This is a genomic window from Acinetobacter sp. TW_SC_4, from assembly GCF_054861205.1.
The window spans coordinates 1,072,445-1,097,132 of the sequence record NZ_CM142174.1; the positions used below are offsets into that span (position 1 = coordinate 1,072,445).

Genomic DNA, 24,688 nt, shown 5'->3' on the forward strand with positions numbered 1-24,688 from the left:
CTAGCAAAATATAAAGACATTATGGACTCAGCCAGCTACTAGAAAGGAAGCAAACAGTGAACACATCTTATATTCTTCAATTGCATCCGAATGATAATATTGCAATTGCCAAAAGCCCTTTGATATCACGCACACCGATTACAGAAGAGATTGCTACTTTAGAAGATATCCCTGCTGCCCATAAAGTCGCACTAAAAGATATTTTCAAAGGTGAAGCTGTATTACGTTATGGTCAGATTATTGGTTTTGCTACCCAGAATATTCTAGCGGGTCAGCATGTTCATATACAAAATTTGGCCATAGCTGATTTTGATCGTGACTACGCGTTTGGAGAAAATGTAATTCCAATAGCAACTGCGCTGCAGCCTCGAAATTTTTTAGGAATTAAACGTGCAGATGGACGTGTAGCTACTCGGAATTATGTGGGAGTAATCAGTACAGTCAACTGTTCAGCAACAGTGGTAAAAAAAGTTGCTCAGTATTTTGACCACCCAGAAATCATAGACAATTATCCTAACGTAGATGGCGTAGTAGCATTATCACATAGTTTTGGTTGTTGTATTGATCATCATGGTGAAGGGCTCAAGCAATTACGTCGTACTATTGCAGGTTATATGGAGCATCCTAACTTTGCAGCGGTAGTAATCATAGGATTAGGGTGTGAAGCCAATCAGTTGAAACCACTTCTTCAATCAAAAAATCCAGCATATGCTAGTAAAATAAAATCACTGGTTATGCAGGAAGAAGGGGGGACACAAAAAACTATTGATAAGGCGATTGCGTTAGTGCAAGAAATTTTACCTGAAGCAAATCAAGTGAGCCGAGAGCCGCTACCATTATCTCATTTATGTGTCGCTCTGCAGTGCGGTGGCTCCGATGGATACTCTGGAATTACTGCTAATCCTGCCCTAGGTGTAGCTGTTGATCATTTGGTTGCACATGGCGGTACAGCAATCTTATCGGAAACTCCAGAAATTTACGGTGCAGAACATCTATTAACACGTCGGGCGGTGAATAATGAAGTAGGTCATAAATTAGTAGAGTTGATTCATTCTTGGGAAGCTTATGCTGATCGTGAAAAAGGTAGTATTGATAATAATCCTACTCCTGGAAATAAGGCGGGCGGTCTTACTACTATTCTAGAGAAGTCACTGGGTGCGGTAGCAAAAAGTGGTTCAACACCATTAAAAGGTGTGTATCGTTATGCGGAAACTATTGACACACAAGGCTTGGTATTCATGGATGCACCAGGTTATGACCCTATGGGAGCTACTGGCCAAATTGCCGGTGGGGCAAATTTAGTTGCCTTCACGACAGGACGTGGTTCTTGTTTTGGTGCTAAACCTTCACCCTCAATCAAAATTGCAACGAATACTGCTATGTATGATCGGATGCTAGATGATATGGATATTAATTGTGGAAATATTATGGACGGAACATCAAATGTGGCAGAAAAAGGTCAAGAAATTTTTGAAATGTTTATTCGTGTAGCCTCGGGTGAGAAAAGTAAAAGTGAAGCGTTAGGAATTGGTGGAGAAGAATTTGTACCTTGGATGATCGGTGCACAAATGTAAAAAGGAAATTGCTCAATAAGAGTAATGGTTTTGATCTCCACAGCCGCAATAAATATCTTTCTATTTTAAAAAATAGTTTCAAAATAATTAAGATCAGTATTGCTTTATCAAAACCATAACTCTTCAGGATGGAATTCGAGGGAGTTTTTAAAATGGAAATTAAAAAATTTATAGATAAAGTACCTGGTGGAATGATGCTAATTCCACTTTTAATTGGTGCAACAATTCATACATTTGCACCAGATACTGCTGAATATTTTGGTTCATTTACTAAGGGAATTATTACAGGGGCTGTACCAATTTTAGGAGTCTGGACTTTCTGCTTAGGGGCTTCTATTAATGTTCGTGCTACTGCCACTGTCGTCAGAAAAGCAGGAGCCGTTATCGGTGCAAAATTATTTATTGCCTGGATGTTAGCTCTAGTTTTAGGTTCTCTCATGCAGCCAGATGAAATGTTGAATACTCCGCTATTTGCGGGTTTTTCTATTTTAGCTATAGTGGTTGCATTTGATATGACCAATGCTGGTCTTTACTCTTCATTAACGTCAGAATATGGAACTAAAGAAGAGGCAGCAGCAGGCGCACTCATTGGAATTGAGTCTGGCCCTTTATTTACTATGCTTATTTTAGGTTCAGCTGGTGTTGCTTCTTTTCATCCTGCCGCTCTAGTAGGAGTGGTTCTACCATTTTTGTGTGGTTTCTTATTAGGCAATCTAGATGAAAAAATGAGAGACTTTTTTGCTCCTGCAGCGAAAGTAATGATTCCATTTTTTGGTTTTGCTCTGGGTAATAGTATTAATTTTGGACTAATTCTAGAAACTGGATTACCTGGAATTATTCTAGGTGTTACTGTTGTCTTGATTTCGGCTCTCTTTTTAATACCAGCAGATATATTTTTGGCCAAAGGTAATGGTACAGCAGGAATAGCAGCATCTAGTACAGCAGGTTCTGCAGCCGCTACACCAATGCTTATTGCTCAGGTAGCCCCACAATTTGAGGTTGTGGCACCAGCAGCAACTACTTTAATTGCAGCCTGCGTAGTTATTTCAGCAATTATCGTGCCTTTACTTACATCTTTATGGGTTAAAAAGTTTGCTTATAAAATTGATGATATAAGAGCTAAAAAAACTGAGTTTAAAGCAGAATTTTCCAAAATTACAGATACCTAAAATCTTAAATAATAAGAAAAACCCGCAAGTTCGATTTGCGGGTTTTTTATTTTCTAAATTGAAAAAGTTCAATCTAGCCAGTAATGCTGGAAATTAAGCTGCCATTTTGCGGCATTCTTCAGCACAGCGACGGCAAGCTTCTGCACATTGCTGGCAATGATCATCCTCATGATGGCCACATTCTTCTACACAATAATCGCAAGCTTTAGCACATAGCTCGCAAATCTCTTTCATAAATGGAGATTGCTTTTGTTGCATGCGGGCGCAGAGCTGACACAGATCAGCACAGTCCAGACAGCGCTGAATACATTCCCGCATCATTTCTAAATCTTCTTCTTTCAGGCAGGCACTGGCACAGTTGGTACAGGCCAGCGAGCAAGTCATACATGCGCGGACACAATCTGAAAATTGAATCTCGTTCATTTTCTTCTCCTTTTTGCAGCTATAGCAATCGCTTGTTTTTTAATACGCTAAGCAGAAAAGGAAAAATACACTAGGCAGTTTGAGTGAGAAAAAGTAATCTAATTACCGATTTTGTTAAAAGCTGTATTTCTAAAAAATTTAATTCAAAGCATCTCTCCTGATATTGCCAAAATAGGATGATTGAAGATTTAAAAATAAAACCATTGAGGTGGTCATTCCTCAATGGCGGAAAATCTACATGATGAGTCGTTATTGTCGAAGGCTTAAATAACCTTTCTCTTTATTATATTTTTATGGAGATTAAAATGGACGACTACCTGCCAAGCTGATCCGTTTTAATAAACGGCGTTGATCAGCGGGGAAAGGACGGCGTGAATGTAGAGTAACCTGATTATCCCAGAACACGATATCGCCTGCTTCCCAATTGTGCTCATAAGCGAATTCAGGTTTTAAGACATGTTCACGTAATTTTGCAATCAGTTCACTGCCTGCCTGATCGTCATAATTCACCAGCTCAACTTCGGTATGGGTATTTAACCAAAGCGCTTTACGCCAGATTCAGGATGGGTACGTACCAGTGGGTGCGGGTAGGCGTGACCTAAAATTGGCTCATCTTTAAAGCGATACCTTGGCATATTACCCGCATAAGCATTACCACCTTTATTGCTTTGGAAGCGCACAAATGGATTATAGGTAATGAGCTGTAACTGGTAGGGGTGTCCACTGGTGATCGGCATGCGGTGCAAGTTCACCATGGCCGGTGTAATCCCCTTGACCGACTGCATTGGAAACTGGTACGACATCAGATGGGGGGCCCGTATCGGTTTTAGAAGCTAGCACTGGCGTGTCAGCATCTGGACGGAAGATTGAACCGAAATAGGTGGCAAAGGCAAGATACTGTAGATCATCCAGACTTTGGTTTCTAAAGATCAGGATCAAGTGTTCGGCCAGAGCTTGCTTCAGACGCAGGATGATTTCACCAGATTGGGCTTTGCGGGCATCGAGGCCATAAACCACTGCGCCTAGCGCTTGATCTGCCTGCGGAACAATTTTAATTTCATCAGTATTCTGGAACTGATCTTGCTGATGCCAGCGTGGTGCATCGTGAATGGCTTGTGAAAGTTGGGTCAAGCTTGTCATTGGAAAGTCTCTGAATTTTCTTGTTGTAGAAAATCTAAAAAAATCCAGAGCAAAAATAAAATCACAAGAATTGCTAAACTTATGAAAATTCGGATAAAAATATCTAAATGATTGAATTGAAATCTTTTAATTAATATGGCAAAACAAAGTCCTAAAGCTGCTGAAAAATGTCAAATATTTGACAATCAGTGTGCGCAAAAAGCCTGGTTAAAGTACTCAAACAGTTCTGGAGTCTGGCTCCAGAGCAATAGAGAAATAGCGAGGAGAAGTACCATCGCTACCGCAATGGAAAGCTTGAGCAGAAAAGTGGAATCAGTCATGTACAATTTGCTCCTCATTTACCCATAAGTGCACCAGTACGCCAAAAATACTTAAGGCAATCGACAGCATCCATACTGCATTATAGTTACCACTCATGTCATGGTTTACACCGCCGAGCCAGCCGCCAAAGAATGAACCGACCTGATGGGTAAAGAATACAATCCCGCTGAGCATGGTCAGATATTTCACGCCAAACATATTGGCAACAATACCATTGGTGAGCGGTACGGTAGAAAGCCATAATAATCCCATGATGACACCAAACGCATAGACCGTCCAGGTGCTTAAAGGCAGCATCAGAAAGGCGATAATCGCAATCCCGCGCAGACCGTATAAGCCCATTAGCAGACGTGGTTTGGAATACTTTCCACCGAGCCAGCCAGCCGTATAGGTACCGACAACATTAAACAGGCCCACCAGCGCCAGGAAAATCGTGCCAGTTGTAGCATTGAACCCATGATCAATCAGATAACCCGGCAGGTGAATCCCGATAAAGACCACCTGAAAGCCACAGACAAAAAAGCCCATCGCCAGAAACCAGAATGGCTTATGGTTTTTGACTACCACTAAAATCTCTTTAAAGCTTAGTGAAACTTTATTCGGTGTAGGAGTCGCATTCGGATCGACATACATCGGGGCTTTTAGCATCCAAGCCAAAGGTACAATCAAAGCGATTAAAATTGCGCTGACAACAAGTGCTGCTGACCAGCCGACATTCTGTAAAAGTAACAGCGTTGAAGGCAGCATAATAAACTGGCCGAAGGAGCCTGCTGCACTGGCAATCCCCATTGCCAGACTGCGTTTTTCAGGTGGTGCAGCTCGTCCAACCGCAGACAATAAAACCGGGAAAGAAGTCGCAGACAAAGCCAGACCTAAAATCAGTCCGACGCTGAGATTCAATAGTAATCCGGTTGAACTGACAGCCATCAATAACAGACCAAGCGCATATAAGGCACCGCCAACGGCAACGACAATCTTGCTGCCATATTTGTCAGCGAAGGCACCAGTAATGGGCTGAACAGCACCCCAGATCAGGTTCTGCATGGCAATGGCTAAACTAAAGACATTATGACCCCAGCCAAATTCTTCACTCATTGGCACCAGATACAGGCCAAATGCATGACGAATCCCCAAAGATAAGGCCAGAATAATGGCAGCGCCAATCAGCATAAAAATCAGGGTTCTGGAAAATTGACTGTCAGCCATAAGTCATTCATGCATATAAAGTTGATAGGTATAGTATTCGATTCAACCTAGAGAGGCGATAAAATAAAAATTAATCAAACGATAAATTTTTTTTATAGCTGTATAGAACGTCAGAAAATAAAACAACGGCCGTAGCCGTTGTTCTGGAATTTTGAGGTTTGAATAGAAATTGTAATTGATTAGAAACGCATCCCGAATCCTGCATAGGCCAGAATTGGATTGACTTCAATATCGGCTTTGGAGGTAATTAATTCACCCAAACTATCATCAGAAACAGTAATAGTGGTTTCATTTTTCAGATGAGCATAAGATACAGAACCTACCGCGAACCAAGTATGATTAAAATCATAGGTGAAACCGACGGTGGCTATCGGAGCGAATGCATCGGTTGCTTCAAGATCTACTGTAGGATTGGCATTGCTCGGTTTACCTTCCAGTGAAGCTCCGGCATTGCCTTCTTTGATATTGGCAATCATATGACCGGCTGCAATCAAATCCTGTTCAGTACGCGGGTTAATCTCCAATTCATTAAAGTAAGCGTACATTATCCCTAAGCCGACATAAGGGCGAAACTTATTAACTCCGGTTTTTCCAAAATGATATTGTAATTCAAAGGCAGGCGTCCAAGCACGTGCTGACGCTGCAGGACCATGAGCTTCTAAATCAGTAATAAAAATATCATTTTGCAGATCGATATTTAGAAATTCTAAAGGCAAACTACCGATTTGAGGTGTAGCGATCGCAGCGAAAGGAGCATAAATTTTTCCTTTGCCTTGTAAGTCCACTTTGGGTGGAATGCCGGCTTTCATTTCAAGTGATACGTGATCGGTAAAAAAGTAATTACTTAAAATCCCAAGGGTAGTGACATCATCTGCTTCCAGACCGGTGCCCGGATTATTCCACTCCTCCAACCCTTGAATTCGTGAACTACCGCTGAGTCCACTACCTAATTCACCACCGGTAAAAAAACCCAGAAATTCTAATGCTGCTGCAAGACCCTCTTGGTCAACATTAGAATTCAAGTTATTCAATACAGTATCGACTTGAATAGTACCATTTCTGGCAACTTCACCATTTTTTACAGCAGTATTAACTTGAAAAGGCTGAGCTTTTCCTTGTGGCATGACATGCAGTGCACCAACTGAAACGGAAAATCGCTTAAAGCCATCGCCATCCTGTAGGCTGAAATATGGGGATTCTGCATGTGCAAGCAGGGGTAGTGTGGCTAGACCTGCCATGCATACCATGATTGTCTTCATTGTTCAGAGGACTCCTTGTCCGTGCTAGTTATTTTTTTTTCTATTGGACAATTTAGTTAAATCTCACCAATTTACACAGTTACAGAACGAGTAGTAAAAAGTTAACAGAAAGTAAAAAATGCCAAAATTTGTATAAATTGTATTAATAAAATATATATTTATGTAAAAATTATCATGAATAGTGAAGATAAATAGGATGTTAATTTTTATAAAATTTTCAATTTTATTGAAGTAATAGAATAATAAGTGGGTAACATTTTTATCATTAATCTAAGTTTTAAATAATGATTTAAGCTTTCTGTTCCGGACGTGATATATACAAGAAATCAGCAAATTTTCCGCTTAAAACTTACTAGAAAAAGCTTTAATAAATTTAGCTAACCGATGGTACACTGCAGATAGAGTTTTTTTGTACAATAGCCGCATAAATTATTGAGTATTGCGCATGAGCTCCCAAAATTCTCCCAAGAAAAAGCCACTGGTTAATTTACCGTTTCCATTAAAACAGGCAGAACAATCTGCTTCAGATGAAGTTCTGGAACATCTGCGACCTAAACCGCAACGTTATGCTGATCGGACCTGGATGCCACCTCGTGGTACACGCCGTTCAATGGGCAAACGTTAATAAATAAAAAAGCCATGAAGTTCATGGCTTTTTTATGAGTAAAATTTGAGATTTTCTTAGCGAACTGTTTTACGCGCCTTATTTTCAGGTTTTGGCGGGGCAATCTCACGATCGCCTTTCCAGACATCAATAAAGTCTTTTTCATTGATATTATAAAGTTCCAGTAGCGCCAGAATTACGGCACCAAACAGCATGGAACCTTCAGAATTATTCTGAAAGTCAAAAATCTTGCCATTCAGGTTATGCAGAATATCTTCAATCTCGAATACACGATCACGACCATTGCTATCGACCGGATAAATCTGAGTATTGAGCAGAATCTTGGCCAGACTCTTTTCATTATCGGTCAGTGCCAGAACATCAATCAGCTCATCTGTCGCCGGAGTAAAAATCACTGAATCCCGGAAGATGGTATGCAGGAATTGCGACGTAATTTTTGGAAGCGCTTTTTCTACAAAAGGCCGGAAAGATTGTGGAAAAATGACATTGTGGGAAATGCCTTTGAACATAGGAGCAATTTCTTCAACTTTATAGCCTGCAATGCCACAACCAACCGAAGTAATAAAATATTTAATTTTAGGATGGTTCTTGGTGTAAATCTTGAAGTCATCAATATAGTGCTGGATCTGTGAGAGAGGCATCTGTTGCAAATGCTCATTCATAGTCGGAATGGCATAACTTTGACCTGCCCAGCCACGACCAACCCCCATAACCGCCCCAAAATGCTCATAAGCTGTTCGAGCTGCACCTCCGGCATGTTGTCCAGCCAAGTTGCTTCCGAAAACAAATACCGTATTTTCTGGCAGAGATTTAACAATACTTTCATCGTGATAATGGTAAGTCATGGCTTTTTTATTCGATGTCCTGATTAGCTTCATGTTGCCTTTGAACGCTATAAGGGTCAAGGTGAAATTAATTTTTATTACATCATCAGATAAAGCAGAACTTTATACAGAAATTTTGGCTAAATATTGAATAAGCCAGAATAAGGTAAGGAACCGAATCAAAACTTATACTGATTCAATTTTGATAGAAAAGATTAGAACTAAAATGGTTTTAGGCTACGAAAGCATAATATTTCACTCGATTTATTTTACTAAACAGAAACCTGGATAGGGATTGAGTAATTCAATTTTACCCCCATAATAAATTGAGTCGATATCCGCAGTGAAATTATTAAAGCTATGAGTGATAAACAACCCTTTGAACTGGTGACTAATTATCAACCTGCTGGCGATCAGCCACAGGCCATTGAAAAGCTGGTCAAGGGTATAGAAAAAGGCTATCACGATCAGCTTTTGCTGGGGGTTACCGGTTCAGGTAAAACCTATACTATGGCCAATGTCATCGCCCGTACCCAGCGTCCGACTATTGTCATGGCCCATAACAAAACGCTGGCTGCACAGCTTTATGGCGAATTTAAAGCATTTTTCCCGAATAATGCGGTTGAATATTTCGTCAGTTATTATGACTACTATCAGCCAGAAGCCTATGTGCCATCTTCAGATACCTTTATCGAGAAAGATGCGGCGATTAATGACCACATTGACCAGATGCGTCTTTCGGCCACTCGTGCACTTTTAGAACGACGTGACGCGATTATTGTTGCTTCGGTGTCTGCAATTTATGGTCTGGGTGATCCGAATGCTTATATGAGCATGCTGCTGCATGTGGTGGAAGGGGATCGCATTGGTCGTGATGATATTATCCGTCGTCTGGTCGAAATGCAGTATTCACGTAATGAACTGGAATTCCTGCGTGGTACCTATCGTATCCGTGGTGAGATCATTGATATTTTCCCAGCCGAATCGGATCAGGATGCCATCCGGATTGAACTGTTTGATGATGAAGTCGACTCCATTCGCTGGTTTGATCCTTTAACCGGGAAAATGATCCGTAAAGTGCCGCGTGTCACGATCTATCCTAAAAGTCACTATGTAACACCTAAAGACAATCTGGCTCGCGCGATTGAAACGATTCGAGATGAGTTAAAAGAACGTCTGGTCTTTTTCCGTGAAAATGACAAGTTGCTGGAAGCTCAGCGGATCGAGCAGCGTACCCGTTATGATCTGGAAATGATGCAGCAGCTCGGTTATACCAACGGGATCGAAAACTATTCACGTCATTTATCGGGTCGTCCGGCAGGCGAAGCACCGCCGACGCTTTTTGATTATGTACCTGATGATGCCTTGCTGATTATTGATGAATCGCACGTGACTGTTCCACAAATTGGAGCCATGTACAAAGGTGACCGTTCCCGTAAAGAAAATCTGGTGAATTATGGTTTCCGCTTGCCAAGTGCGCTGGATAACCGTCCGATGAAATTTGAGGAATGGGAACGTATTGTACCGACGACCGTGTACGTCAGTGCCACACCTGCAAGATATGAACTGGAAAAATCTGAACAGGTGGTCGAGCAGGTGGTTCGTCCAACCGGTCTGATTGATCCGGAAATTGAAATCCGTCCAGTCCTGACTCAGGTCGATGATGTACTGTCTGAAATCAATATCCGTAAGGAAATGAATGAGCGTGTGCTGGTGACGACCTTGACCAAGCGCATGGCAGAAGACCTGACATCCTATTTAAAAGAATATGGAATCAAGGTTGCCTATTTGCATTCCGATATTGATACCGTTGAGCGTGTGAAGATTATTCATGAGCTACGTACCGGTGTGTATGATGTTCTGGTCGGCATTAACCTGCTGCGTGAAGGTCTGGATATGCCAGAAGTTTCACTGGTTGCAATCCTGGATGCGGATAAAGAAGGTTTTCTGCGTTCAGAGCGTTCATTGATCCAGACCATTGGTCGTGCAGCGCGTAACTTGAAAGGTAAAGCGATTTTATATGCAGATCGCATCACTGATTCAATGCAAAAAGCCATTGATGAGACTGAACGCCGTCGTGCCAAACAGATTCAGTTCAATGAAGAGCATGGTATTACACCACGTAGTGCAGTACGTCAGGTGATTAAGGAAATTGATACGGGTGAAGTGCTAGATGATGAAACTATTGAGCTGAAAGCTTCGGATCAGGCCCGTGCGATCAGTGCAGATGAACGCCATATCATGGCCGATCCAAAGATGTTCGCGAAGCATATCAATAAACTGGAGAAAGAAATGCTCAAGGCTTCAAAAGAGTTACAATTTGAGCAGGCTGCACGTATACGGGATGAAATTTTACGTTTAAAAGCGCAGATGTTAAGTTAGGTCTGTGTGTAAATTACAGATTTAAATTACGTAAAATCAATCACAAACCTAACACAATGCTACAAAGTATGTCTGCGGATGTCGCTATTGTAAGTACGAAATATTCATGTTGAAAATTTTGTCCTGATCAAATAGGTATCGTATGACAACTAAAAATAATCTCCCTCATGCGGGATTGAAACTTGCAAAAATTGCAGTGGGTGGTGCAGTTCTACTTGGACTCGGGGCTGCAACTATGGCTTATGCCAAGAACGATTCTTTACCCACTGTAGAGAAAGTTGAACTGGACCGTTATTTGGGCACCTGGTATGAAGTGGCTCGTAAACCACTTACATTCCAGAACAAGTGTGATCGCGATGTTACAGCGACGTATACATTAAATGAAAATGGTAACGTTAATGTAGATAACCGCTGTATCCAGAAAAATGGTCAGGTGACCCAATCAGTGGGTGAGGCATACATTCAGAATGCACCTTATAACACCAAGCTCAAAGTAAGTTTCTTACCAGAGTTTATTCGCTGGTTGCCAGTGGGCCGTGGCGATTATTGGGTATTGAAACTGGATGATAATTATCAAACCGTACTGGTAGGCGAGCCTAAACGTAAATATATGTGGGTATTGTCACGTGATCCTCAACTTGATCAGAACGTGGTGAATGAATACCTGCAATATGCGCAATCTGTGGGTTATGATTTGAGTGATGTGATACATACCAAACAGACCCAACAGGCAAGAAAATAAAAGGTCAATCTGGTTATGTATAAAAAACCCTGCTTCGGCATGGTTTTTTTTTAATCCATTTCTTTTTTGAATTATATATTTTGCCTTGCTATTACCTTTGGTCAGATGAATCTTCAAGCTTTATTTTAGACTAATCGTTATAATGTGCTGGAATGATCTTGGGTTTGAAGCAATGTATAAAGGTATTGCATTATCGGTATTGGCATCAGTGGTATTTGGTGTTCTTTATATATTCACGCCATTGTTGCAGCCTTTAGACAGTGAACAGACCTTTGCTTGGCGGATGCTGGCGACCATTCCATTTTTGACTGTGTTCATGTGGTGGTCAGGCGATTTGATTCATATCACTCATATTTTTAAACGCATTCTCAAACAGCCTGCTTTTCTGATCTGGTTGATCATCAGTTCCCTGTTATGTACGACACAGTTGTGGCTCTTTTTATGGGGACCAATTAATGGCCGCGGTTTACAGGTATCCCTGGGATATTTCCTGTTGCCTTTAGTCATGGTCTTGGTCGGATGTGTGCTCTATAAAGAGAAGTTGTCACGCTGGCAAATGGCAGCAGTCGCACTGGCCATATTAGGTGTAGGACATGAAATCTGGAGGATCGGTTCGATCGCGTGGGAAACGGTGTATGTAGCACTGGCATATCCGCTGTATTTCTTTATGCGCCGTAAATTCCAGACGGATCATTTGGGCGGTTTCTGGTGGGACCTTTTCATCATTCTGCCTGTCGCGATTTATCTGGGCTTTATTCATAGCGATTCCATGCAATTAATTCTTAATGCACAGCATTTGATTTTTGCGGTATTGGGTCTAGGCTTTTTAAGTGCGTTAGGATTGGGAAGCTATATTCTGGCGAGTCGCTATTTGCCTTTTGTCATCTTTGGGTTATTGAGCTATTTAGAACCAGTACTTTTGGCTTTTGCGTCTATGGCATTAGGGGAGCGGGTTGAAGCTGGCGAATGGCTGACTTATCTTCCGATCTGGCTGGCCGTCGTATTGTTGGTGATTGAAGGTATACTACACATTATTGAACAACGAAAAAGACGATTGGCACTAGCACAAAATTTAGAGCGTTATCAGAAACGTTTAGATTCTTGAATGATAAATTTGACTGAATAAACAACATTTAACAAAAATCTGGTTTTTACAGGGAATAGAGGAACTTTCAAATTTTAAATGCAAAATCATCTGACTAATTACAATTATTTTCAAAATTTATAGTGAATATATCGGATTTTCGGCCAGAGTTAATCAGCTTTTGATTCAAACTTGCGGCCAATTCCATTACAATTATCGGGTTTTGAAATTTATGCTTAGATTTACAATTAATTAGAGGACGTATCTGTGAGCAAAGACACTATCGTTGCCCTCCATGCAGAGCACCAAGGTCGTTGGAAAAACCGTGAAGAACTTGCGGAACGTATGATTGCCCTAGTAGGTCAGTTATATCGTGAAAAAAATATCGTAGCTACAGTTTATGGTCGCTCTTTAATTAACCGTTCTGTAATTCAGATCCTTAAAGCGCATCGTCGTACTCGCGTATTAGACGTTGAGCTTTCTGTTGTAGACACTTTCCCAATCCTTGAAGCATTGGCAAAAGTGGAAAACATCGGTACTGCTGAAATTGATCTAGGCAAACTTGCTGTTGAATTCAAAGCGAAAGGTGGTGATGTTAACGCATTCGTTGCTGATGCTGTGAAATCACTTGAAGGCAATGCAACTTCTGTTGAAGGTAAAGACGTTGTTCTTTACGGTTTCGGTCGTATCGGTCGTATCCTTGCCCGTTTGATGATCAGCCAGTCAGGTCTAGGCCGTGGCTTGAACCTGAAAGCAATCGTAGTTCGTAAATCATCTGACGGTGACCTTGAAAAACGTGCGTCTTTATTACGTCGTGACTCAATCCATGGTCCATTCGCGGGTACGATTTCTGTAGATGAAGAAAACGAAGCAATTATTGCAAACGGTCAGTTCATCAAAGTGATCTATGCATCTAATCCATCTGAAGTGGATTACACTGTATACGGTATCGAAAATGCATTAGTGATCGATAACACTGGTAAATGGCGTGATGCTGAAGGTCTTGCTCAACACCTTAAATGCCCAGGCGCTGCTCGTGTAATTCTGACTGCACCTGGTAAAGGTGACATGAAGAACGTTGTATTTGGTGTGAACCAGGCTGACATCCTTGATGAAGATCAAATCATCTCTGCTGCAAGCTGTACAACCAATGCGATCACTCCAACATTGAAAGTGTTAAACGACAAATACACAGTGATCAATGGTCACGTTGAAACAGTTCACTCGTTCACAAACGACCAGAACCTGATCGACAACTACCATAAAGCGGATCGTCGTGGCCGTGCTGCAACATTGAACATGGTCATCACTGAAACTGGTGCTGCTAAAGCAGTTGCGAAAGCACTTCCTGCACTGAAAGGCAAGTTGACTGGTAACTCTGTACGCGTTCCTACACCAAACGTATCTCTTGCGATCCTGAACCTGACTTTAGATAAAGAAGTTGATCGTGATGAAGTGAATGAATACATTCGCCAAATCTCAATCAATTCTAACCTTCAAGGTCAAATCGGTTATACAAACTCTACTGAAGTTGTATCTTCTGACTTTATCGGTTCGCGTACTGCAGGTGTATTCGACGCTCAAGCGACAATCACTTCAGGCAACCGTTTAACTTGCTACGTTTGGTATGATAACGAAGTAGGTTATAGCTGCCAGGTACTTCGCATTGCTGAGCAAATGGGCGGCGTAAGCTATCCAAAAGTTCCTGCTGAAACAAATGCATAATTTGTAGAAGTGATCTAAAAAAGAGTCTCTTTTGAGGCTCTTTTTTATTGTGGAAGATAAAGGCGGCAAATCAGCTTTATAAAACCATTGCATTAATTGATGGAAAATTCACCTTGATGTGCCTATTTGAATCTGTTAGCTTACAAATGGTAAGTACATTAAAAATAGTAAGTAAGAACTAAAAACTGTGATCAAGAAAGGAACTCTTTAATGACCAAATATGCAATCAGTCCATTACTGGGACAAGTGCTATCTAATGAATGTCCATCCCGTGAAATACTGGAACATCTCACCAATAAATGGTCAGTGCTGGTATTGCGCTGTTTAAGTGAGGGCGTACATCGCTTTAGTGAGTTGAAACAGCGAATTGAAGGGGTCAGTGAAAAGATGCTGGCACAAACCTTAAAAATGCTGGAACAAGATGGTTTTATTTTAAGAACGGTATATCCGGTTGTACCCCCTAAAGTGGAATATCAATTGACCATTACCGGTTCGCAAGCGGCAGAAAAAATAAATTATTTGATTGGCTGGGTAGAGCGGAGTTTGCCAGAGATTTTGGAAAATAAAGAGCGTGTTGCTAAATAAAACTTAAATTGCTTTTGGGGAAGCAATAAATGGATAAATCAGAAAATTTAGTTGCTCGATTATTGGCAGTGTACGCAATTATCCTAACTTTATGCATCGCTATTTATGCGATCTTTCAACTTTTAGAAGTTGATCTCACTTTAGCGACTAATCTTTTACTTTGGTCAGCTGCAATCTTTGCTCCAATAGCCGTATTAATGACTTATACAAGCTGGAGAGAGCAGAAAGGGAGTGAAATTCTATCTAGTATGTCTAAAGATAATTATGCATCTTTGCTTGAATTAGAGAATCATTTGATAGATGTAGCAAATAGCGTGAAATATCAATTTAGATCATGGCAATTAAGTGAAAATAGAGAAAAACTTTTTAATAACCAGTATCTTTTTGAAATTGAAAAATCGAATGTTTTCACTCAAAAAGAATCTGGATATGATAGTTCGGTATCAAAAGGAAAATATAGAATTAAAGACATTGGTAAATAATTTTAATTCTGAATGTGAGTTGGTGAATGAAGGGTATAAAAGAACTCTGTGATCATATTGGAACATATGGTAATGATGATACTTACTTTAAAGCTAATTATTTAAAATATGAAAATGATCTTGATATGACAGTAGGTGAAGCTAATAAATCGAATCAAGAGCTTAGAAATTAGCTCATCAACCTTGTTTTTTATAAAACTTAATAAGACAGTTTCTAATTTTCTTTTGGATTACAAATAAGTTATTTTTTCAAAATCAACTCAATCAAAGAGTAAAACACAATCAAGAAAATTAAGCTTAAAGCAGTAAATCACTTCAACTATAAGAAAAGACCTAACTCAAATCTAAGCCAAGTACAAATATTTTGTTGATCTTTATTTTGTATAAGTTCCTCACAATAATTTCTTGATAAATCGTCAATCTGTATCAGCTTTTTGCTTGAATAATATAAAATAATCTTAAATTGGGTCTTCTTCATGGAAAGCCCAATAAATATAGTCGAGAAATGCTTTAAAATATGGCAGAATAGGCGGTTTTTAAAGTTTTTAGAGGATTGGCATTATGCGCTTTGTTGATGAAGCAGTCATTACCGTAGAGGCTGGCGACGGTGGCAATGGCGTAGCCAGTTTTCGCCGTGAAAAGTTCGTACCATTTGGTGGTCCAGATGGTGGTGATGGTGGTCGTGGCGGCAGCATTTATATTCAGGCTGACGACGACACGAGTACCCTTGTAGATTATCGTTATACCCGTAAATTTCGCGCTGAACGTGGTAAAAACGGTGCTGGCGCAAACTGTGCTGGTCGTGGTGGCGAATCAGTTATTTTAAAAGTTCCTGTGGGAACAACTATCGTCGATTCAGAATCTGGCGATATTATTGGAGATCTGGTTGAAGACGGCCAGAAAGTATTAGTGGCACATGGCGGCCAAGGTGGTTTGGGTAATACCCACTTCAAATCATCAACCAACCGTTCTCCGCGTAAATGTACGCATGGTACCAAAGGCGAATTCCGTGAAATCCGTCTTGAGCTGAAAGTGCTGGCTGATGTTGGCTTGCTCGGTATGCCGAACGCAGGTAAATCAACCTTTATTCGTGCAGTCTCCGCAGCAAAACCAAAAGTGGCGGATTATCCATTTACAACCATGGTGCCTAACCTGGGTGTAGTGGATGCGGATCGTCACCGTTCATTTGTAATGGCGGATATTCCAGGTCTGATCGAAGGTGCGGCAGAAGGTGCAGGTCTCGGGATTCGCTTCCTGAAACATTTGGCACGTACCCGTATTCTGCTTCACATTGTAGATGTTCAACCGATTGACGGTTCAGATCCAGCTTACAATGCCAAAGCGATTTTGAATGAGTTGCAAAAATTCTCCCCAACGCTTTCAAAATTACCAGTGGTATTGGTTCTAAACAAGGTCGATCAGCTTGCTGTAGAAACTCGTGACGAATGGTGTAACCACATTCTTGAAGAATTACAGTGGGAAGGCCCTGTCTTTAAAACTTCTGGCTTAACGGCAGAAGGGACGAAAGACGTTGTGTACTACCTGATGGATCAAATCGAACAGCAACGCGAACGTGAAGTTGAAGATCCAGAATATGCAGCAGAAATGAAAGCATTCCGTGATCAGCTGGAAGCTGAAACACGTGAACAAACGATTGCTGCGAAAGAAGCTTATCGTGAAATGCGTCGCGCTCAACGTCTGGGTGGCGATGACTTTGATGATGAAGATGATGACGACAGCGACGTAGAAGTATATTACGTACGTTAATCTTTTAAAGATAAGTCTGAGGACAAGATGATAGAAGTGGTAGATGGGCAACGTCAGCTCAAGGGTTGTAAACGAATCGTTGTTAAAATCGGATCATCTTTACTCACAGCAAACGGGCAAGGTTTAGATTTAGATGCCATCTCGCACTGGGCGGGACAAATCGCGGATCTATACAATGCCGGACACGAGATTATTCTCGTTTCTTCCGGAGCTGTGGCTGAAGGTATGGTTCGAATGAAACTTGAGAATCGACCCACCGATCTACCCAGTCTTCAGGCTTGTGCTGCCATTGGTCAAATGGGTTTAATCCAGACCTGGTCAAGTGTGCTGGAAAAACACAGCATTCAAACCGCTCAGGTATTATTGACTCATGATGATCTGGCAGACCGTCGTCGCTATCTCAACTCTTGTGATGCTTTGCAACACCTGATTGACTGGCATGTGATTCCAGTCATTAATGAAAATGACACGGTTTCTACTGACGAAATCCGTTTCGGTGATAACGATACCTTAGCTGCGATGGTCGCAGGTCAAGTTCATGCAGATCTGCTGATTATCCTGACTGATCAGGAAGGCATGTTTGACTCGGATCCACGTTCTAATCCGGATGCCAAACTGTTTCATACCGTGCGTGCCATGGATGAAAGCCTGTTTGATATGGCAGGCGGCGGCGGAAAATTTGGTCGTGGCGGTATGCTGACCAAAGTCCGTGCTGCACGTCTGGCTGCAAAATCTGGTTGTCCAACGCTGATCGCTAGTGGTGATAGCGACAATGTTTTATCGCGCCTAATGGCAGGTGAAATGTTGGGTACACTTTTTATCACTGATGATGATCGCATGACTGCACATCAGCAATGGTTAGCAGCGCATCTGCAAACTGCAGGTCGTTTGGTGATTGATGATGGTGCGGTTAAAGCCATCAAAGAAAATCACCGTAGCTTGTTGCCTGTCGGTGTCAAAGCGGTAGAAGGACATTTTGACCGTGGTGATGTAGTGGAATGTGTCGATCGACAAGGTCACCGTATTGCTGTAGGACGTGTCAACTTCAGTTCGCGTTCAGCGGAAATTGTCAAAGGTCTGGCATCAGATAAAGTGCATCAGGTCTTGGGTGAAGCACGTTCTTTAGAGATGATTCACCGCAATCATATGGCGATTTACTAAATCTTCGGTCTATAAAAAAATCCCGCTTTCGAGCGGGATTTTTTTATGACATTTGGATTAAGTTTATTTAATCCATCCCATTCGAATAAAAGGCTTAAACAGGAATTGATGAATACTGAAAATAAAGCTCATGATTTTATTCTCATATTTCCACCAGAGCGGTAAGCCGGCAAGATTGACTGCTAAAGCAATCAGGAATGCTCCCACCATATCAATCGGAAAATGTACACCCACATAAACCCGTGACCAGGCTACCAGCCAAGCAGTCCAGAGCAGGATTCGTCCCAAATCACGTTGTGCTGAGAAATAATAGGCAAAGGCAATCCCGCTGAAAATACTCATGTGGTTGCTTGGGAATGAACCTGTAGGCGCATGTTCAATCAAAGTTCGGCCAACTTCCATGACAAAAGGGCGAGGTGTGTTTAGAACGGTAGATAATACCTCGCTAATCGACAAGGTAATTGCTGTGAAGATTGCAGCTTTAATAATCCCGGTTTTTACTTCATGACTACCACGCAGCCAGGCAATAGCAAAAATCAGCAGGAATACATACACCAGATCATGCGCTATCAGACTGGCATAGTTAATCATCCAGATCGAGGCTTGGTCAGGTACATTGAGAAGATGAAACAGATACAGGTTCAATTGATCGAGTGACATGAGGAGAGAGGGTTGACACAAATGTCCGTTACTCTAAACCGATCAAAGCTCAATTCATATCTGAGTTTGTATGAATTTGTAGCATTGATTTTTCAGAGAATATTCACATGATAAAAAAACCACTCAAAAGAGTGGTTCTTAAAAGTCCGAGGAATATAATGAAGTCTTATTTAAACTGAATCGCCCCATTCGCGCTGACGGTCATTTGCGATTCACCCGCCGCAACTTCCTGCTCAGGAACCGCCATATCAGCCGATGCAGATTTCATCATGGCCATACGCGGTACTGGCTGTGGTGAATAATTGTTAGTATTCAGGTTTAAGTTCACCAGTTGATAACTCGGTTTGTTCCAGGTCTGCGTGAGTGCCTGTGCGCGTTGCTGGAAGTTTTTGGTGGCTTCAATTATCAGTTCGCTTTCAACTTTTTTACGCTTTTCGTCTGATACTTTAAAGTTAATCGACTGGGTCTGGAAGTGCTGTTGTAATTCGGCAATCAGTTGAGATGTCGCTTTAAAATCTTTCGATTCCAGACGAATTTGGGCACGACCACGCCATTCTTTCAATTTACGGTTGTCATTGTCATAAATAGGGTAAGTACTTTGTGCCCCAGTCTCGATTTTCACAGTTGGATATTTGCGTGCTGTGGCGATCGCCTGATTCATCAGCTGGTTAATTTGAGTGGCCAGTTCAGCTGGTTGTTTGTTGGATTTTTCAATATAAAGCACAGCATGCATTTCATCATTTGAGATTTCACGGCTGGCCTCTGCCGAAAGATTAACAACATTATAATTCAGAGATTCGGCAGGAGCTGCAAATGCGCCTGTGGCGAGGCTACTGGCAAGGATTAAATTGGTAAGTGCTAAGAGACGCATGAAATTGTCCTGTTTTTCTTAAAATTGGCCATCTAGGCCGTTGTTAAAATATTAAATCTCAATTGTGATCTTTTTACGAAATATTTGTCGTAAGAGTGTTAAATTTTCTTTAATTTTATCTCATTATTTAATTTATATTTATTATTAATAATTAAATACTTAATGAATAATTTTAAGATTAATTACCCAAATGCCGCCTGCGCTACAAAAAAGCATAAAAGAACACGCTTTTCTTTCTACTGTCACACTGTAAGATGATGATTTAGGGGATGGATTAGCATGATGTTTTTTTTCGATAAAGATTAGGACAAAATGTGACTGAAAGTTATTTATTTTCCTGAAAAATTCGGTATCATCCGCCTCCTAGTTATTCGAATACAAAACTGCTAGCTAGAACCCTTATAAAGCGCCGAGTCAAAGGACCAAACGTCACCAGACTTATTTCTTTCACCCATATCAGAGATGGTAATTCGATATGAGCGTTACTTCTGTAAACCCTGCCACCAATTCCACAAACGAATACTACTTGACTCGCCAAAGTCAGATGGAATCGAATGTGCGTAGTTATCCACGTAAATTACCGTTAGCGATAGCGAAAGCACAAGGTTGCTGGGTTACCGATGTTGAAGGTACTGAGTACCTTGATTGTTTAGCTGGGGCAGGGACGTTGGCTTTAGGCCATAATCATCCTGCAGTCATTCAAAGTATCCAGGATACAATTGCAAGCGGTTTACCATTGCATACCCTGGATCTTACTACTCCTTTAAAAGATGCTTTTACCGAAGCACTTCTTTCTTATCTTCCAGGTGGCCAAGAAGAGTACTGCTTGCAGTTCTGTGGTCCATCAGGTGCAGATGCAACTGAAGCCGCAATTAAACTGGCGAAAACCTTTACTGGTCGTAGCTCAGTGATCAGCTTCTCTGGCGGTTATCATGGTATGACTCACGGTGCATTGGCAATGACAGGTAACCTGTCTGCGAAAAATGCAGTGAACGGTTTGATGCCGGGTGTACAGTTCATGCCGTATCCGCATGAATACCGTTGCCCACTGGGTCTTGGCGGTGAAGCCGGTGTTGATGCCCTGACTTACTACTTTGAAAATTTCATTGAAGATGTCGAAAGCGGTGTGACCAAACCTGCAGCTGTAATCCTTGAAGCGATTCAGGGTGAAGGCGGTGTGGTAACTGCACCAGTAAAATGGTTGCAAAAAATCCGCGAAGTGACTGAAAAACACAACATCGTGTTGATTCTTGATGAAGTTCAGGCTGGTTTTGCGCGTTCAGGCAAAATGTTTGCATTCGAACACGCAGGGATTGAACCTGATGTCGTAGTGATGTCTAAAGCCGTAGGTGGTAGCTTGCCGCTTGCCGTACTTGGTATTAAACGTAAGTTTGATGCTTGGCAACCTGCTGGTCATACCGGTACTTTCCGTGGTAACCAATTGGCGATGGGTACAGGTCTTGCAACGATCAATACCATTAAAGAACAGAACCTGGCGCAAAATGCACAAGAACGTGGTGATTTCCTGCAAGCTGAACTGAAAAAACTGGCTGCTGAATTCCCATGTATCGGTAACGTGCGTGGCCGCGGTCTGATGATCGGTGTTGAAATCGTCGACGAGCGTAAACCAGCGGATCATATGGGTTCTTTCCCTGCTGATGGTCAGTTGGCTGCAGCGATCCAAACCGCTTGTTTCAACAACAAACTGTTGCTGGAAAAAGGTGGGCGTAATGGTACAGTAATCCGTTTACTTTGCCCATTGATCATCACTCAAGCTGAGTGTGAAGAAGTTCTGGTTCGCTTCAAGAAAGCGGTTGCTGAAGCTCTAGTCGCAGTTCGAGGCGCGTAATTCATGGTAGATTTTGCAGAACACCGTAAAGCGTTACTCTGCAATGATGCTGCATCTATCGCTGACTATGAGTCGGCGATGGATCAGGCGACCAAAGCGGTTGCAGCATGGTTGCAAAACGACAAGATGTATACCGGCGGTAGCATCAAGGAATTGCGTAGCGCAATTGCGTTCAATCCTTCTAAAGAAGGCTTGGGCGTACAGAAATCTTTAGAGCGTATGGTTGAGCTATTCCTCAACAAGAGCTTGAAAGTACATCATCCGCATTCGCTAGCACATTTGCATTGCCCGACGATGGTCACCAGCCAGATCGCGGAAGTGCTCATTAATGCCACTAACCAGTCAATGGACTCTTGGGATCAAAGCCCGGCAGGTTCTTTGATGGAAGTGCAGCTGATTGACTGGCTACGTCAGAAAGTTGGCTATGGCTCAGGTCAGGCAGGTGTGTTCACTTCTGGTGGTACCCAATCCAACCTGATGGGTGTATTACTGGCACGTGATGCCTGTATCGCGAAAAACTGGAAAGATGAAAACGGTAATCCGTGGTCGGTTCAGCGTGATGGTATCCCAGCGGATGCAATGCGTAACGTCAAAGTCATCTGTTCTGAAAATGCACACTTCTCTGTGCAAAAGAACATGGCGATGATGGGCATGGGCTTTCAGTCTGTCGTGACTGTTCCTGTGAATGAAAATGCTCAGATGGACGTTGATGCGCTGGAAAAAACCATGGCGCATCTTCAGTCTGAAGGCAAAATCGTGGCATGTGTAGTCGCAACAGCGGGTACTACAGATGCTGGTGCGATTGATCCACTCAAACAGATTCGTGAAATCACCAATAAATATGGCGCGTGGATGCATATCGACGCTGCATGGGGTGGTGCACTGATCCTGTCGAATGACTATCGTTCTATGCTGGATGGCATCGAGCTGTCTGATTCTTTGACACTGGATTTCCATAAGCATTACTTCCAGACCATTTCATGTGGTGCGTTCTTGCTGAAAGATGAAGCGAACTATCGTTTCATGCACTACGAAGCAGAATATCTGAACTCTGCTTATGATGAAGAGCACGGTGTTCCTAACCTGGTATCGAAGTCTCTACAAACGACTCGTCGTTTTGACGCGTTGAAATTGTGGATGACCGTAGAAGCGCTGGGTGAAGAGCTTTATGGTTCGATGATCGACCATGGCGTAAAATTGACTCGCGAAGTGGCAGATTACATCAAGGCAACAGATGGTCTGGAACTTCTGGTTGAGCCACAATTTGCATCGGTATTATTCCGTGTGGTTCCAGCAGGCTATCCAGCTGAGTTTGTCGATGCCTTGAACCAGAACGTCGCAGATGAACTGTTTGCGCGTGGTGAAGCGAACATTGGCGTCACCAAAGTCGGTCAGGTTCAATCTCTGAAAATGACCACTTTAAGTCCGGTGGCAACACTTGAAAACGTGAAGAACCTGCTGGCACTGGTGCTTGCAGAAGCGGATCGAATCAAGGATTCCATCGCTGACGGTACTTATACACCACCAATTGCATAAGCTGTGATGGTGTGAAAAAGGAGATCGTTAAGATCTCCTTTTTTATTGGAATTTGGCTGACACATAGATAATGATTTTTAAATAAAATTAAGCTGCAAATAAAGGACTAAAGCCTTTTTTCCTTAACAGTTTGCGGTACATGCTGGAGCTGCGATCTGCCGGGAAATGTGCTTCCAGAGATAAGTCCAGCGGTAAAAACTCAGGCTTCTGATTTTCGACAATCAGGCGATCTTCTTCAAAAATCTTCAGATTAAAATCATAGGCTTCTTCGACGGGTAGGTCTTTATCATAATTACGACAGATAGGAGCAAACAGTCGGGTCTGACGGGCGGTCATCGGTGAAGCAGCATTCATAATCACCTGTTTGGCATCATTAGGGAAATGAATGGTCAGGGTCGCGGTAAAGGGCAGACTAATTTCAAAATGTCGTAGCCATTTAAAATCTTCCTGACCACGCTGATCTAACCCAATCGGATAACGGCCAACACTGCTGATATAGTCGGCACTGAAACCATATTCAGTTTCTATTGGTGTGTAATTCGGGACTTCAACATCATTCGGATCACCAAAGGTATCCGGATGTACCCAGGCAAAATGGGCTACATCAATAAAGCCTTCTAGCTGTCTGCCAGCAAAACATTTGATGTCGACTTGTGGGCAAACCAGTTGCTGATAATCTGCATCGTTCCAATAAGGCATCATTGGAATATTCGGTTCAGCGTCTTTGTCAGCTGTCAGTGAACACCAGATCAGACCATAACGTTCAACCGCGGCATAAGCCCGTAAATGAAACCGATCTGAAATTTTATGCTGTGGATGTGCAGGGATACGGTTACATTTACCTTGTGCACCAAAACGCAAGCCATGATAAGGACAGACGACGCCTTGACCATCATTTTTTCCCAGACTTAAGGGCACACCACGATGCGGGCAGGCATCTTTGGCCACGATCAGTTCATCCTGCATCTTGTAAATGACCAGTGACATATCTAGAAGCATTGTTCCTAACGGCTGTTCAGAGACATCACGGGCTAAGGCCACTGGATACCAATATTGAGCAAGGAGATGCCAGTCAAGTTCTTCAAATGTCATGTGAATCGGTAAATCGGGATTGAAAACTGGAATGGTTGTGCTGTTCATGGTGCTATCACTGTAATTCTTTATTTCAATATAGGCCAATGTGATGTTCTACGAAATTTCAAAGATCAGGACATCCTGTTGCATAAATTCGAACAGGATGTAAGGAAGAATGAGCTATAGACAAAAAAATTAAAGGAAGCGATATTTAAAGCGCTTAAAAACG

22 protein-coding genes and 1 pseudogene are annotated in these 24,688 nt (G+C 42.0%); 14 read left to right on the forward strand and 9 right to left on the reverse strand.

The annotated features are described in order from the left end of the window. The first annotated feature begins 56 nt into the window (after nucleotides 1-56). Together ACWM1W_RS05075 and ACWM1W_RS05080 are read left to right on the forward strand one after the other, a co-directional pair. On the forward strand, nucleotides 57-1,574 hold the full coding sequence (locus ACWM1W_RS05075; RefSeq protein WP_005234887.1) for a UxaA family hydrolase: 1,518 nt from the start codon (nucleotides 57-59) through the stop codon (nucleotides 1,572-1,574). Nucleotides 1,575-1,726: 152 nt separating this feature from the next. Next, nucleotides 1,727-2,743, forward strand: coding sequence for a 2-keto-3-deoxygluconate permease (locus ACWM1W_RS05080; protein WP_034170051.1), 1,017 nt, complete (start codon nucleotides 1,727-1,729; stop codon nucleotides 2,741-2,743). A gap of 93 nt (nucleotides 2,744-2,836) precedes the next feature. Here the strand turns inward: ACWM1W_RS05080 and ACWM1W_RS05085 are convergent, their stop codons facing one another. The 5 genes and pseudogenes from ACWM1W_RS05085 to ACWM1W_RS05105 all read right to left on the reverse strand — a co-directional run bounded on the left by ACWM1W_RS05085 (nucleotide 2,837) and on the right by ACWM1W_RS05105 (nucleotide 7,092). Beyond that, entirely contained in the window at nucleotides 2,837-3,166 is a 330-nt protein-coding gene (locus ACWM1W_RS05085; protein ID WP_005234894.1) for a four-helix bundle copper-binding protein, read from the reverse strand. A 300-nt stretch (nucleotides 3,167-3,466) separates the two neighbouring features. Then, a pseudogene (locus ACWM1W_RS05090) lies at nucleotides 3,467-4,306 on the reverse strand (TauD/TfdA dioxygenase family protein). A 185-nt stretch (nucleotides 4,307-4,491) separates the two neighbouring features. Beyond that, nucleotides 4,492-4,626, reverse strand: coding sequence for a hypothetical protein (locus tag ACWM1W_RS05095; protein WP_034170050.1), 135 nt, complete (start codon nucleotides 4,624-4,626; stop codon nucleotides 4,492-4,494). Further along, entirely contained in the window at nucleotides 4,619-5,833 is a 1,215-nt protein-coding gene (locus ACWM1W_RS05100; RefSeq protein ID WP_034170049.1) for an MFS transporter, read from the reverse strand. Before ACWM1W_RS05100 ends, ACWM1W_RS05095 begins: the two co-directional genes overlap by 8 nt. Before the next feature lie 179 nt (nucleotides 5,834-6,012). After that, on the reverse strand, nucleotides 6,013-7,092 hold the full coding sequence (locus tag ACWM1W_RS05105) for an OmpW/AlkL family protein (protein WP_005234901.1): 1,080 nt from the start codon (nucleotides 7,090-7,092) through the stop codon (nucleotides 6,013-6,015). Nucleotides 7,093-7,537: 445 nt separating this feature from the next. Here ACWM1W_RS05105 and ACWM1W_RS05110 point away from each other — a divergent pair, with 445 nt between their 5' ends. Further along, nucleotides 7,538-7,717, forward strand: a complete 180-nt coding sequence (locus tag ACWM1W_RS05110; RefSeq protein WP_005234902.1) for a hypothetical protein — start codon at nucleotides 7,538-7,540, stop codon at nucleotides 7,715-7,717. A 56-nt stretch (nucleotides 7,718-7,773) separates the two neighbouring features. Here the strand turns inward: ACWM1W_RS05110 and ACWM1W_RS05115 are convergent, their stop codons facing one another. Further along, nucleotides 7,774-8,562, reverse strand: coding sequence for an A1S_2505 family phage non-structural protein (locus ACWM1W_RS05115; RefSeq protein WP_034580895.1), 789 nt, complete (start codon nucleotides 8,560-8,562; stop codon nucleotides 7,774-7,776). Between the two features lie 339 nt (nucleotides 8,563-8,901). On the opposite strand from ACWM1W_RS05115, the gene uvrB reads away from it, so the two are divergent. From uvrB to proB, 9 genes are all read left to right on the forward strand, one after another. Further along, complete coding sequence (gene uvrB, locus ACWM1W_RS05120; protein ID WP_005234910.1) at nucleotides 8,902-10,923, forward strand: excinuclease ABC subunit UvrB; 2,022 nt, start codon at nucleotides 8,902-8,904, stop codon at nucleotides 10,921-10,923. Nucleotides 10,924-11,065: 142 nt separating this feature from the next. Next, nucleotides 11,066-11,665 carry a lipocalin family protein gene (locus ACWM1W_RS05125; RefSeq protein ID WP_004782725.1) on the forward strand — a complete coding sequence of 200 codons (600 nt, stop codon included), beginning with the start codon at nucleotides 11,066-11,068 and terminating at the stop codon, nucleotides 11,663-11,665. Nucleotides 11,666-11,837: 172 nt separating this feature from the next. Then, on the forward strand, nucleotides 11,838-12,770 hold the full coding sequence (gene rarD, locus ACWM1W_RS05130; RefSeq protein ID WP_448765249.1) for an EamA family transporter RarD: 933 nt from the start codon (nucleotides 11,838-11,840) through the stop codon (nucleotides 12,768-12,770). 246 nt (nucleotides 12,771-13,016) lie between these two features. Continuing rightward, nucleotides 13,017-14,474, forward strand: a complete 1,458-nt coding sequence (locus ACWM1W_RS05135) for a glyceraldehyde-3-phosphate dehydrogenase (RefSeq protein ID WP_208462051.1) — start codon at nucleotides 13,017-13,019, stop codon at nucleotides 14,472-14,474. A gap of 210 nt (nucleotides 14,475-14,684) precedes the next feature. Further along, the gene (locus ACWM1W_RS05140; RefSeq protein WP_159123113.1) at nucleotides 14,685-15,059 is read left to right on the forward strand and encodes a winged helix-turn-helix transcriptional regulator; all 375 of its coding nucleotides are present in this window, start codon (nucleotides 14,685-14,687) and stop codon (nucleotides 15,057-15,059) included. Nucleotides 15,060-15,088: 29 nt separating this feature from the next. Continuing rightward, nucleotides 15,089-15,541 (forward strand): hypothetical protein, encoded by a 453-nt coding sequence (locus tag ACWM1W_RS05145; protein WP_228301713.1) that lies wholly within the window; start codon nucleotides 15,089-15,091, stop codon nucleotides 15,539-15,541. A gap of 26 nt (nucleotides 15,542-15,567) precedes the next feature. Next, entirely contained in the window at nucleotides 15,568-15,714 is a 147-nt protein-coding gene (locus ACWM1W_RS05150) for a hypothetical protein (RefSeq protein WP_214001406.1), read from the forward strand. Nucleotides 15,715-16,102: 388 nt separating this feature from the next. Beyond that, on the forward strand, nucleotides 16,103-17,308 hold the full coding sequence (gene cgtA, locus ACWM1W_RS05155) for an Obg family GTPase CgtA (protein WP_208462052.1): 1,206 nt from the start codon (nucleotides 16,103-16,105) through the stop codon (nucleotides 17,306-17,308). Nucleotides 17,309-17,335: 27 nt separating this feature from the next. Then, nucleotides 17,336-18,469: a glutamate 5-kinase gene (gene proB / locus ACWM1W_RS05160; protein WP_208462053.1), complete on the forward strand. Its 1,134-nt coding sequence runs from the start codon at nucleotides 17,336-17,338 to the stop codon at nucleotides 18,467-18,469. A 63-nt stretch (nucleotides 18,470-18,532) separates the two neighbouring features. Here the strand turns inward: proB and ACWM1W_RS05165 are convergent, their stop codons facing one another. Continuing rightward, nucleotides 18,533-19,129 carry a phosphatase PAP2 family protein gene (locus ACWM1W_RS05165; protein WP_208462054.1) on the reverse strand — a complete coding sequence of 199 codons (597 nt, stop codon included), beginning with the start codon at nucleotides 19,127-19,129 and terminating at the stop codon, nucleotides 18,533-18,535. A gap of 166 nt (nucleotides 19,130-19,295) precedes the next feature. Continuing rightward, a complete protein-coding gene (locus tag ACWM1W_RS05170; protein WP_208462055.1) occupies nucleotides 19,296-20,000 on the reverse strand; it encodes an SIMPL domain-containing protein in 705 nt (234 codons plus the stop codon). A gap of 475 nt (nucleotides 20,001-20,475) precedes the next feature. Between ACWM1W_RS05170 and ACWM1W_RS05175 the strand changes: the two genes are divergently transcribed. Together ACWM1W_RS05175 and ACWM1W_RS05180 are read left to right on the forward strand one after the other, a co-directional pair. After that, nucleotides 20,476-21,849 (forward strand): diaminobutyrate--2-oxoglutarate transaminase, encoded by a 1,374-nt coding sequence (locus tag ACWM1W_RS05175; protein WP_005234927.1) that lies wholly within the window; start codon nucleotides 20,476-20,478, stop codon nucleotides 21,847-21,849. A gap of 3 nt (nucleotides 21,850-21,852) precedes the next feature. Next, on the forward strand, nucleotides 21,853-23,385 hold the full coding sequence (locus tag ACWM1W_RS05180) for a pyridoxal phosphate-dependent decarboxylase family protein (RefSeq protein WP_208462056.1): 1,533 nt from the start codon (nucleotides 21,853-21,855) through the stop codon (nucleotides 23,383-23,385). An 87-nt stretch (nucleotides 23,386-23,472) separates the two neighbouring features. Here the strand turns inward: ACWM1W_RS05180 and ACWM1W_RS05185 are convergent, their stop codons facing one another. After that, nucleotides 23,473-24,525, reverse strand: coding sequence for a Rieske 2Fe-2S domain-containing protein (locus ACWM1W_RS05185; RefSeq protein ID WP_175967275.1), 1,053 nt, complete (start codon nucleotides 24,523-24,525; stop codon nucleotides 23,473-23,475). Nucleotides 24,526-24,688 lie beyond the last annotated feature (163 nt).